Origin of the sequence: Nocardioides sp. NPDC006303, assembly GCF_040613175.1 — a bacterium.
GTDB lineage: Bacteria > Actinomycetota > Actinomycetes > Propionibacteriales > Nocardioidaceae > Nocardioides.
On the sequence record NZ_JBEXRR010000013.1, the window covers coordinates 119259 to 129992 of the forward strand.

The 10734-nt window shown below is 69.6% G+C and carries 10 protein-coding genes; 5 read left to right on the forward strand and 5 right to left on the reverse strand.

Features of this window, described 5'->3' with window-relative positions; genetic code table 11:
* Nucleotide 1: 1 nt before the first annotated feature.
* Both ABZY89_RS12795 and ABZY89_RS12800 read right to left on the reverse strand, forming a co-directional pair.
* Complete coding sequence (locus ABZY89_RS12795; RefSeq protein WP_091041523.1) at nucleotides 2–844, reverse strand: ABC transporter permease; 843 nt, start codon at nucleotides 842–844, stop codon at nucleotides 2–4.
* Between the two features lie 7 nt (nucleotides 845–851).
* A complete protein-coding gene (locus ABZY89_RS12800) occupies nucleotides 852–1583 on the reverse strand; it encodes an ABC transporter permease (protein WP_305367616.1) in 732 nt (243 codons plus the stop codon).
* Between the two features lie 375 nt (nucleotides 1584–1958).
* Here ABZY89_RS12800 and ABZY89_RS12805 point away from each other — a divergent pair, with 375 nt between their 5' ends.
* Nucleotides 1959–3209 (forward strand): phospholipase D-like domain-containing protein, encoded by a 1251-nt coding sequence (locus ABZY89_RS12805; RefSeq protein WP_355227630.1) that lies wholly within the window; start codon nucleotides 1959–1961, stop codon nucleotides 3207–3209.
* 19 nt (nucleotides 3210–3228) lie between these two features.
* Here ABZY89_RS12805 and ABZY89_RS12810 read toward each other — a convergent pair whose 3' ends face one another.
* The 3 genes from ABZY89_RS12810 to ABZY89_RS12820 are packed head-to-tail and all read right to left on the reverse strand — an operon-like array spanning nucleotide 3229 to nucleotide 5959.
* Nucleotides 3229–4134, reverse strand: a complete 906-nt coding sequence (locus ABZY89_RS12810) for a DNA-3-methyladenine glycosylase 2 family protein (protein ID WP_355227632.1) — start codon at nucleotides 4132–4134, stop codon at nucleotides 3229–3231.
* Complete coding sequence (locus ABZY89_RS12815; protein ID WP_355227633.1) at nucleotides 4131–5519, reverse strand: serine hydrolase domain-containing protein; 1389 nt, start codon at nucleotides 5517–5519, stop codon at nucleotides 4131–4133. The genes ABZY89_RS12810 and ABZY89_RS12815 overlap by 4 nt, the downstream gene beginning before the upstream one ends.
* Nucleotides 5520–5542: 23 nt before the next feature.
* On the reverse strand, nucleotides 5543–5959 hold the full coding sequence (locus ABZY89_RS12820; protein WP_355227634.1) for a MarR family transcriptional regulator: 417 nt from the start codon (nucleotides 5957–5959) through the stop codon (nucleotides 5543–5545).
* A 70-nt stretch (nucleotides 5960–6029) separates the two neighbouring features.
* Here ABZY89_RS12820 and ABZY89_RS12825 point away from each other — a divergent pair, with 70 nt between their 5' ends.
* The 4 genes from ABZY89_RS12825 to ABZY89_RS12840 all read left to right on the forward strand — a co-directional run bounded on the left by ABZY89_RS12825 (nucleotide 6030) and on the right by ABZY89_RS12840 (nucleotide 10451).
* On the forward strand, nucleotides 6030–6596 hold the full coding sequence (locus ABZY89_RS12825) for a TIGR03086 family metal-binding protein (protein WP_355227636.1): 567 nt from the start codon (nucleotides 6030–6032) through the stop codon (nucleotides 6594–6596).
* A gap of 41 nt (nucleotides 6597–6637) precedes the next feature.
* Entirely contained in the window at nucleotides 6638–8143 is a 1506-nt protein-coding gene (locus tag ABZY89_RS12830; protein WP_355227644.1) for an ATP-dependent DNA ligase, read from the forward strand.
* Nucleotides 8144–8199: 56 nt separating this feature from the next.
* On the forward strand, nucleotides 8200–9663 hold the full coding sequence (locus tag ABZY89_RS12835) for a glycerophosphodiester phosphodiesterase family protein (protein WP_355227638.1): 1464 nt from the start codon (nucleotides 8200–8202) through the stop codon (nucleotides 9661–9663).
* A gap of 62 nt (nucleotides 9664–9725) precedes the next feature.
* Entirely contained in the window at nucleotides 9726–10451 is a 726-nt protein-coding gene (locus tag ABZY89_RS12840; RefSeq protein WP_355227640.1) for a TetR/AcrR family transcriptional regulator, read from the forward strand.
* The last annotated feature ends 283 nt before the right edge of the window (nucleotides 10452–10734 follow it).

Genomic DNA, 10734 nt, shown 5'->3' on the forward strand with positions numbered 1-10734 from the left:
CTCATCCCGTGATCCGGACCGTGGTCGTCGAGCCCCAGATCGCGAAGCTCAGGAAGAAGTCCGCGACGACGACGGTGACGATGGACGTACGGATGGCCTTGCCGACCGCGATGCCGACCCCGGCCGGGCCGCCGGAGGCGGTGTAGCCGTAGTAGCAGTGGATCAGGATGATCGCGACCGCGAGGATGATCAGCTTCAGGAAGCTGTAGAGGATGTCGATCGGCGGCAGGAACGCCAGGAAGTAGTGGTCGTACGTCCCGCCCGACTGCCCGTACATGAGCGTCGTGATCAGCCGCGGGCTGAGGTAGGAGGCGCACAGGGCGACGATGTAGAGCGGGATGACGGCCAGGAACCCGGCGATCATCCGGGTGGTGACCAGGTAGGGAAGGCTCGGCACGCCCATCGCCTCGAGCGCGTCGATCTCCTCCGAGATCCGCATCGCGCCGAGCCTCGCCGTGTAGCCGCAGCCGACGGTCGCGGCCAGCGCGATCGAGGAGATCAGCGGGGCGACCTCTCGGGTGTTGAAGAAGGCCGAGATGAACGCGGAGAACTTCGCGACACCGATCTGGCTCAGGCTGGCGTAGCCCTGGATGCCTACTTCGGAGCCCGCGAAGAAGGCCATGAACGCGATCACGCCGACGGTGCCGGCGATCATCGTCAGTCCACCGGCACCGAAGGCGACCTCGGCCAGGATGTTGAGCACCTCCCGCTTGTAGCGGCGGATGGTGCGGGGAGCCCAGGCCAGGGCCTTGACGTAGAAGAGCAGTTGGTCGCCATAGCCCTCGACGGCCTGGCGCTGCTCCTTGACGATCTGGTTGCCCACCTGGGCGAGCGTGTTGGACACCGGGGGATCACAACCCGTCCTGAGGAACGATCTGGAAGTAGACAGCGGTCATGATGGAGTTCAGGACGAACAGCATCATGAACGCGATGATCACGGCCTCGTTGACCGCTCGGCCGACGCCGCTGGGACCACCCTGGGCGTTGAGGCCGTTGTAGGCGCCGATGATCGCCGCCAGGAACCCGAACAGGGCCGACTTGACCATCGAGATGTAGAGGTCGGGAAGACTCGCCAGCGCGGTGAAGCTCGACAGGAACGCACCGGCCGAGCCGCCCTGGACGATCACGGTGAAGAAGTAGCCGCCACCGATGCCGGTCGCGATCACGATCCCGTTGATCATCACCGAGACGAACAGGCACGCGAGGACCCGCGGGATCACCAGCCGGATCACCGGGTCGATGCCCAGCACCTCCATCGCGTCGATCTCCTCACGGATCTTGCGCGATCCCATGTCGGAGCAGATCGCCGACCCGGCGGCCCCGGCGATGATCAGCGCGGCCGCCATCGGCGCCGCTTCCCTGACCACCGCGAGCACGGCGGTCGCCCCCGCGAACGACTGTGCTCCGAGCTGGCCGGCGAGGTTGCCGACCTGCAGCGAGATGACCGCGCCGAACGGGATCGAGACGAGCACCGCCGGCAGCAACGTGACGCTCGTGATGAACCAGGCCTGCTCGAGGAACTCCCGCATCTGGAACTTGGTCGTGAACGTCCCCTTGACGACCTCTCCGGTCATCAGGCCCATCCCGCCGACACCTCGGACCAGCGATGCGAACTGCACTGCCATCCTTCACCTTTCGCGTGGTCTTGTGACTCGGCTCACGTTTCAAGCCTGTAGTAGAACATGTTTCAGTTCTGAGGGCAACGACCCGCCGCGACATGCCCGGGAACAGGGTGGGAGGTATTCCGGTCCAACGACTTACCCGCCGGTAGGTGACGCGGATCACAGGATCCTCCACCCCTGTCCCGTGGTCGGAGAAGGTCGTTCTCGCATGCTGGTCCTGAGCGTGATCAGACTGGTCGGGACCATCGGCATGGGTAAGAAGTCCGCACCGGTGTGTCTCGCCGCGCCGAGCCGGTTAGATTGGGGACTGTGATGAGACTGTCGCCGGGGGGCGTCATGAGGTTCCTACGCCGCCTGCTCCTCGCCGTGTTCGGCGTGCCGGTGGCGCTGGCTGTCGTGATGAGCCTCGTCGACGGCTACCGCAGCCGAGGCAAGCGAGGCCGAAGGGGCAAGCCGTTCCCGGTGACGCCACCGCTGACGAACAGCGTCGGCGACGGCACGGTCACCACCTACACCTTCGGCAACGACCTCTACGAGGACATGATCGCCGCCATCGACGGCGCGAAGAAGCAGATCTTCCTCGAGACGTACATCTGGAAGGGCGACGAGGTCGGCCAGCGGTTCAAACAGGCGCTGGCCTCGGCGACCGAGCGAGGCGTCGACGTCTACTGCATCTACGACGAGCTCGCCAACCTCGTGGTGCCCTCCCGGTTCAAGCGCTTCCCCGAGGGGATGCACGTCCTCCGCTATCCCACCTACGCGGCGGGGTGGCGCTTCTTCGACCTCTCCCGCTACGGCCGCGACCACCGCAAGATCCTGGTCGTCGACGACACGGTCGGGTTCGTCGGCGGCTACAACATCGGGACCGCGTACGCCACCGAGTGGCGTGACACGCACGTGCGCATCACCGGCCCCGGTGTGTGGGACCTGCGCCGTGCGTTCGCCGACTTCTGGAACCTCAACCGGCGGCGGCCGCACCCGCTGACCCACGGCAACGACGCCGAGGGGCCGCTGCTCATCGAGACCGCGCCGTCATGGGAGCCCGATCTCCGGTTCCACCGCAACGTGCCCCGGTTGTGGATGTTCCCGATCCGGTCGATGTACCTGGAGGCGATCAACCGGGCCTCCCGCAACATCTACCTGACCACCGCCTACTTCGTCCCCGACGAGGACTTCGTGGACGCGCTCAAGGCCGCGGCGCAGCGCGGGGTCGACGTACGCATCCTGCTGCCGCTGAAGTCGAACCACATCGTCGTCGACTGGATCTCGCGCGGCTACTTCTCCCAGCTGCTCGGCTCGGGAGTGCGGATCCTGCGGTTCAAGGACGCGATGATCCACGCCAAGACCGCCACCGTCGACGGCTTCTGGTCGACCGTCGGCACCGCCAACATCGACCGGCTCTCGCTCACCGGCAACTACGAGATCAACCTGGAGATCTTCGACCGCCACGTCGCCAAGCAGATGGAGGAGATCTTCTCCCGCGACGAGTCCAACGCGCTCGAACTGACCTCCGACGAGTGGGCAGCGCGCGACATCCACCGCAAGTTCACCGAGCTGGTCCTGACCCCTCTGCGCCCGCTGCTCTGAGGGCCTGCCGTCTCGGCACTCAAGAAGGCAGATGCGTCCGCGGCGACATCTTCGGCCCTCGCCTGGGGCGTTTCCCGGCGCCGCGGTAGATGAGGGCGACCACGCGAGCACGATGCGGGCGGAACCGGTCCAGATAGTCGCGCAGCCGGTCGTCGTCCCAGGCCTCGTTGGTCAGCGCCCAGCCGACGTCCTTGGCGAGGTGGTAGTCACCGAAGCTGACCGCGTCGGGATCGCCGAGCGCCCGCTGCCGCACCTCGGCGACGGTCCACTCCCCGATGCCCGGGATGGTGGTGAGCCGCCGCTCGACCTCCTCGCCCTGGAGGCCGGCGGTCCGCTCGACCGCCGTCGCGACCCGGGCTGCCTGGAGGACTGCCTTGGACCGGGCCGGGTCGACCGGGAGGCGCAGCCAGTCCCAGCTGGGGATGGTCCGGAGCGTCTCGGGTGTCGGCTGCAGACGCAGCCCGTGATCGGCGCCCGGGCCGGGGGCGACCTCACCGAAGCGCCTGACCAGGTTGCCGAAGCCGCGGAACGCCTCGTTGTTGGTCACCTTCTGCTCGATGATCGAGGGCACCAGCGCCTCCATCACCAGGCCCGTACGTCCGAAGCGCGGCGCCTCGAAGCGCTCCAGCAGGCCGGCGAGCAGCGGGTCGTCGGTGTGGAACTCCTCGGGGCGGTCGCCCGCTCCCAGCAGCCCGGGCACGTGCTCCAGCGCCCACGCCGCACCCTCGCCCCACGCCTCGGACTCCACCTCGGCGTCGCGCTGGCGCAGCCTGAGCGTGGCGGGGCCCTGTGGCGTACGGATGGCTCGCCAGTGATCCTCGCCGAGGATCTTGTACGTCGGGTCGCCCAGCCCACGCCGAAGCGGCCGCAGCATCGAGGCGAGGCCGACGGCGTAGCCGGGACGGATCGTCCGCTGCGCGCTCATGTCCCGAGGTTAGCCCGCGGGAAGACCCGGCTGGTGGTCAGATGGGTCGCCCGGCCGGCGGGGTCGCGGCCGGTGAAGCCGAAGACACGGTGCGCGCCGTGGAGGGCGTCGGCGGTGACGACCTGGTCGGTGGCGTACGGAAGGACCTCATAGCTCTGCGGCTCGTCGCCGATGGCGACGCCCTCGGGGCCGGGGATCTCCTCGACCCACAGCCGGCCGTCGGGCTCCTGGCGCAGCGTCCAGTCGACGATCCGGGCGCGGTAGGTGCCGAGGAGCCGCCCGGCATCGAAGCCGGAGGGCGGCTCGGCCGGTGGCACCGGGTCGGGCGCGATCCGTACGCCGGCGAGGTCGTCGAGGAGGTGACCGACGACGTCGTGGTAGAGCCCGTAGGTGTCGCCGCCGTTGGTGAGCAGCGCGACCGCCAGCCCGTGCTCGGGCACCATCCGGAAGAACGCCGACTGCCCGATCGTCTGGCCGTCGTGGCCGACGAGCCCCTGGCCGATGTCGTCGAGGGACCAGCCCAGGCCGCGCGCGTCGGACCGGGTCGATGCGGGATGGTCGACCTGCCTGGTCAACAGCTCGGCACAGGAGGCCGCCGAGACGACGCGGGTGCCGTCAGGGGCCGTCCCGCCGGCGAGATGCATGGCGGCGAAGCCGAGCAGATCGCGTACGCGCATCGACAGCATCGCACCGACCGGTCCGCTCGCCCGGGCCATCCCCCAGGCCGGTCCCGGTCGCAGGACATGGTCGGGAGCGGGGTCGATGTGGCCCATCGCCGCACGGAACCTGATCGCGTCGTAGGCCGTGGTGGCGATGTGGGTGAGACCCAACGGGGCGGCGAGACGCTCCTGGAGCGCCCGGTCCCAGGTGGTGCCGCGCAGCACCTCCACCAGGCGCCCGAGCACGGCGTAGCCCGCGTTGGAGTAGGAGAACCGCTCCCCCGGGGCGAAGATCTGCGGCAGGTCGCCCATGGACGCGACGAACCGCTCGACCGCGTCGTCGCCCGGGCCGTGGTCGGTGAAGACGTCGCCCTCGAAGCCGGCCGTGTGGGAGAGCAGCTGGCGGATCGTGATCGTCGCGGTCGCTTCCTCGTCTGCGACCGCGAATCCTGGCAGGTGGCGCCTGATCTCGTCGTCGAGGCCGACCCGGCCCTCGTCGACGAGCTGCATCACCAGGTCGGTGGTCCACAGCTTGGTGATCGAGCCGACCTGGAACAACGAGTCGGTGGTCGCCTCCACACCGGTCTCGAGGTTGAGGATGCCGCAGGCGTGGTCGATGACCTGGCCGTCCTGGAGCACCCCGACAGCCGCCGCCGGAACGCGGCGACGCGCCAGCAGGGCCGGCAGCTCGGACTCGATCCAGGAGCGGGCGGTAGCAAGCGACATGGGGCGAGGATAGGCGGAGCGGCTCAGCGCTCGGTGTCGGCGAGAGCAGTCAGGGCGCGCTCGAACGCCGCCCGATCGGCGGCGTCGAGATCGGCCAGCAGTTCCGTCTCCATGGCCCCGATGGCGTCGCGGCAGCTGCGGAGGACCCGAGAGCCGGCCGCGGTCAGGGAGACGATCCGGTTGCGGCGGTCGGCCGGGTCGGGCTCGCGTTCGACCATGCCCTGGGTCTCGAGGCGGTCCAGGTTGCCGATCAGGCGGGTCTTGTCGCGGCCGGTCGTGGCGGCGAGCTGCGCCTGGGTGGGTGCGTCCGACTCGGCCAGCGCGCTCAGCACCGCGTAGTCCCACATCTCCAGCCCGGCGGCGTCGAGGATCGGCTTCTCGCGGGCCATCACCTCGCGCATCAGTCGGGACAGCAGGAAGCCGAGCTCGGGTCGATCCACCGCAGAATCCTAACCGTTCGACATATCGTCTACATCTGCTTACGATCTACTCATGCTTACTTTTACGGATATGCTCACCGCCTACGACCGCGCCCTCGACGACATCACAGTGCTGGCTTCAGGGTCCGGCGATCTGACGGTTCCCACGCCCTGCGCGGGCTGGGACCTCGCGGACCTGTTCGGCCACATGGTCGGACAGAACCTCGGCTTCGCCGCTGCGGTCGCCGACGGCGACGCGCCGGTGGCTGCGTACGAGTCCGTGCCGGTCGGCGCCGACGACGTCGCCCGGACATGGCAGGACTCGGCCACCCGGGTTCGGGACGCGTTCGGCGCCGCCGACCCGGAGGTGACCGTGCACCTCGCCGAGTTCGGCTTCCGCCCGACAGTCGCGGTCGCGCTGGGCATGCAGCTCCTCGATGCCGCCGTGCACGCCTGGGACGTCGCGACGGCTCTCGGGCAGACCTACCGGCCTGCGGAGGCCACCGTCAGCTTCGTCCTCGACCTGGCTCGGCAGATCGCCGCGAGCCCGGGCGGGACACCGGTGTTCGCCGCGCCGCTCGCCGAGGGTGGCATGGACCCTTGGGGCGACGCGCTGCGCCTCCTCGGGCGCGATCCGAACCAGGCGGCGGCCGCCTAGCGTTCCTGAAAAGTGTCGGTGGCTTGATGTTCACTGGAGACATGCTGCTCGCCGACATCGTCTCCACCTCGAACGCCGTCGCCGCGACCCGGTCGCGGAAGGCGAAGGTCGCCGCGCTGGCGGAGTGCCTCGGCGCAGCCACACGCAATGAGCTGCCGGTGGTGACCGCCTACCTCGCCGGGACGCTGCTGCAGCGGCGTACGGGGCTGGGGTGGCGCTCGCTCACCGCACTCCCATCGCCCGCGGCCGAGGCGTCGCTCACGGTGAGCGACGTGCACGAGGCGTTCGAGCGGATGTCGCTGCTGGCGGGCTCGGGCTCGCAGGTCGCGCGGGCGGCCGATGCCGAGGCGCTCTTCGGCGCGGCGACCACCGCGGAGCAGGTGTGGCTGCGGGGCGTGATCACCGGAGAGGTACGCCAGGGGGCGCTCGACTCGCTCGTGCAGGAGGCGCTCGCGGTGGCTGCCGGGGTGCCGTTGCCCGCCGTACGCCGCGCCGCGATGCTGGCCGGCTCGACCGTCGTGGTCGCTGGGCTCGCCTTCGACGGCGAGGAGGCACTCGCCGAGGTCGGCCTGGTCGTGGGACGGCCCGCGCTGCCGATGCTCGCCTCGTCGGCGGGCTCGGTCGAGGAGGCCATGGCCAAGCTCGGCGAGGCGGTCGTGGTGGACACCAAGCTCGACGGCATCAGGATCCAGGCCCACAAGTCGGGCTCGGAGGTACGCATCGCGACCCGCACCCTGGAGGACATCACCGCGCGGCTGCCCGAGGTGGCGGAGATCGTCGCCTCCTTCCCGGCCGACACGCTCGTGCTGGACGGCGAGGCCATGACGCTGGGCCCCGACGGGCGGCCGCGGCCGTTCCAGGAGACCGCCTCGCGCACCGCGACCCGATCGGCGGCCGACACGGTCGTCGCGCCGTACTTCTTCGACATCCTCCACGTCGACGGCCGCGACCTCATCGACCTCGCGCTCGACCAGCGCCTCACCGAGCTCGATCGGGTCGTCCCCGAGCGGCATCGGGCGCCGCGGCTGGTCACCGTGGACACCGAGGAGGCGGAGCGGTTCGCCACCGACGTGCTCGCCGCCGGCCACGAGGGCGTCGTCGTCAAGGGAGTCGGCCTGCCCTGGGAGGCGGGGCGGCGTGGCTCGGGCTGGATCAAGGTCAAGCCCGTCCACACCCTCGATCTGGTCGTCATCGGCATCGAGTGGGGTTCGGGACGCCGCAAGGGCTGGCTCTCCAACATCCACCTCGGCGCTCGGGGCGCCGACGGCGAGTTCGTGATGATCGGCAAGACGTTCAAGGGCATGACCGACCAGATGCTGGCCTGGCAGACCGAGCGTTTCACCGAGCTCGCCGTCGGGGGCACCGACGACTGGCAGGTGAAGGTCCGCCCCGAGCAGGTGGTCGAGATCGCCTTCGACGGGGTGCAGCGCTCCACGCGCTACCCGGGCGGCGTCGCGCTGCGGTTCGCCCGGGTGGTGCGCTACCGCGACGACAAGACACCGGCGGAGGCCGACACGATTGATGCCGTCAGAATGTATCTTCAGTGACCTGATCGGGATACCGGGTGCAGGTGGCCCCGATCAATCCTTTAACCTCACTGCGCGTGCCCCCACACGCCTATGCCCGCCTGGTTGCGATCCTCGCGATGCTGACGCTGATCCTGGGGCCCGCCGCCCTCAACCCGGCCTCAGCCGCCACCGGCGCCTCCACCGATCCCTCGGTCGCCGCGCCGAGCGCCAGCGTCTCCCGGCCGATCCTGGGTGAGTCGTTCAGGCTGAGCGGCTCGCTCGGGCCTAGCGTGAGCCGGGTGGTCCGGCTGGAGCGCTACCACGACGGCGAATGGCAACCCGTACAGAAGCAGTTCGCCGCACAAACTGGTCACTACTCCTTCGTCGTGAGCCAATCCTCATGGAGGATGCGCTGGCGGGTCCTCGCACCCGGCGTCGAGCGTGAGGGGCGGAACTGGGCGGAGCGGGTCTCGGCGCCGCGTACGCTCTTCGGGCAGCAGCAGGCCGTCACGACCAGCATGGCGAGGTCGGTGCGCGCCGGGAGCGCGGTACGAGTCACCCTCTTCGCCGCTCCGGCCCGCCCCGGACGGGTCCTGACCCTCCAGCGCGACAGCGGCAACGGATGGACGAACGTCGCCCACCTCACCGCCGGCCCGACCGGCCATGCGACGTACGTCTTCAGGACCCGGGAGGTGGCGAAGACTCGGTTCCGGACGATCGCCCGGGCGCATCACGGGGCGCCGGCGTTCGTGGGGTCCTCGGCGGCCGTCTACTCCCTGGGGAGTAGGCCGGTCGGGGTGATGGCCTGGCGGGGCGACTCGCTCAACCATCCGGAGAACACCCTGGACGCGTTCCGCAGCGCCGTGCGGCAGCGGGCCGACTTCATCGAGATGGACTTCCAGCCGACGGCCGACGGCGAGTGGGTGCTGCTGCACGACGGCGACTTCAGGCGTACCACCGATGTCGAGGCCCGCTTCCCCGAGCGCCGGAGGGCGAGCCCGCGTGAGTTCACCCTCGACGAGGTGCAGTCGCTCGACGCGGGCTCGTGGATGGGGCCCCAGTTCCGCGGCGTTCGGGTGCCGACCATCGAGGAGACCTTCGACGCCATCGAGTCGGCCGAGCGGCTCCACGGTCACCGCGTCCGGCTCGTGGTCGAGCTCAAGGGCGAGAGCGCCGCCGAGATGCGCGCGCTCTACCGCAAGGTCGTCTCGCTGCGGCCGGATTGGGTCTCCAGGAAGGGCCATGGTGACAAGGCGATCTTCATGAGCTTCGAGGCAAGTCATTTCGACTTCCCCGGCTTCGAGCGGACCGGGATGGAGACGGTCGCCGTCAAGGACGAGCCCGACCCCGCGGACCTCCACGATGGCGAGTTCACCCAGGTGCACCTCCACACCCGGCTGCTCGACGCCGCCCTCGTGGACCGCTACCGCAACCAGGGAGCCGAGGTCGGCACCTGGCCGGCGGTGAACACCGCTTCCGTGCTCCGCGCCGCGGTCGCGGGGGTCGACTACGTCACGACCGATGACGTCGCTGGTGCTCGGCGCGCACTGCTCCACTAGGCGGATGTGAGGACTGACACTCACAGTGCAACTCGGAGTTGCACACCGCGTACAGTGTGCTTGTGAGCATCCGATCAACCAGTCCCCACTCCGCCTCGGGCTCCGCTTCTTCCCGCGGCACCGAGTCCGACGGACGCCGCTCGGCCGCCGCCGCCCGACGCCGTGCCCGCGAGGCAGACATCGTCGCCGCCACCCGCACACTCTTCGACGAGCGCGGAGTGAGCGACGCCCAGATCGAGGACATCGCCAAGGCGGTCGGCATCAACCGCGCGATCGTCTACCGCCACTTCACCGGCAAGGACGAGATCTTCGCGCTGACCCTGGTCGGCTACCTCGACGAGCTCCGCGAGCGGATGCTCACCGCGACCGAGGGCGACAGCGCACCCACCGACGTGGTCCGCGACGTCGTCGGCACCTTCGTCGACTACGGCATCGAGCATCCCGCCTTCGTCGACTGCGCCCAGACGCTGATGCGCCGCAGCGGCTCCGACCTGCTCGACGAGCTCTCCGAGAGCGCCCTGTTCCGCCTGGGCCGCGCGATGAACGGCTGCCTCACCATCCTCACCACCGTCTTTGAGGACGGTGCCGCGTCCGGCGAGCTCCACGTCAAGGACGCCAACCTGCTCGCCAACACGCTCTACGCCTCCGGCCTCGGCGCCCTCCAGCTCGCCCGCGTCGGCATTCTCGTCTCGGAGTCCGCCCCCGGCGTACCCACCGTCGGCTCCGTCTCCCCCGACCAGGTCCGCGACTTCCTCGTCACCTCCGCCCTGGCCCTTACCGCCAAATAGCGCCGAGCCGTCACATACGTCGGCCGAAACGTCACGTACGACGGTCGAGACGTCAGTTGCGTCGGTCGAGACTGCAGTTGTGGGCGCCGAGATTGCAGTTGCGGGCGACGAAACTCGAACTTCGTCGACCACAACTACATTCTCGGCCGCCACTTCTACCGATTCGGCGGGCTAGCAACGGCCGGGGCGTCACGTACGTCGGCCGAGTTGGCAGTCGGGTGCCAGGAGCGGTGCGGTGGCGAGTGGATGTTCCAGGGCGGCGCCGCGGTGATGGTGCAGTGGC

Coding starts and splice junctions, on each gene's coding strand:
- ABZY89_RS12800 (WP_305367616.1), bottom strand. CDS start 1,583: ATGGGCCTGATGACCGGAGAGGTCGTCAAGGGGACGTTCACGACCAAG.
- ABZY89_RS12805 (WP_355227630.1), top strand. CDS start 1,959: ATGAGGTTCCTACGCCGCCTGCTCCTCGCCGTGTTCGGCGTGCCGGTG.
- ABZY89_RS12810 (WP_355227632.1), bottom strand. CDS start 4,134: ATGAGCGCGCAGCGGACGATCCGTCCCGGCTACGCCGTCGGCCTCGCC.
- ABZY89_RS12815 (WP_355227633.1), bottom strand. CDS start 5,519: ATGTCGCTTGCTACCGCCCGCTCCTGGATCGAGTCCGAGCTGCCGGCC.
- ABZY89_RS12825 (WP_355227636.1), top strand. CDS start 6,030: ATGCTCACCGCCTACGACCGCGCCCTCGACGACATCACAGTGCTGGCT.
- ABZY89_RS12830 (WP_355227644.1), top strand. CDS start 6,638: ATGCTGCTCGCCGACATCGTCTCCACCTCGAACGCCGTCGCCGCGACC.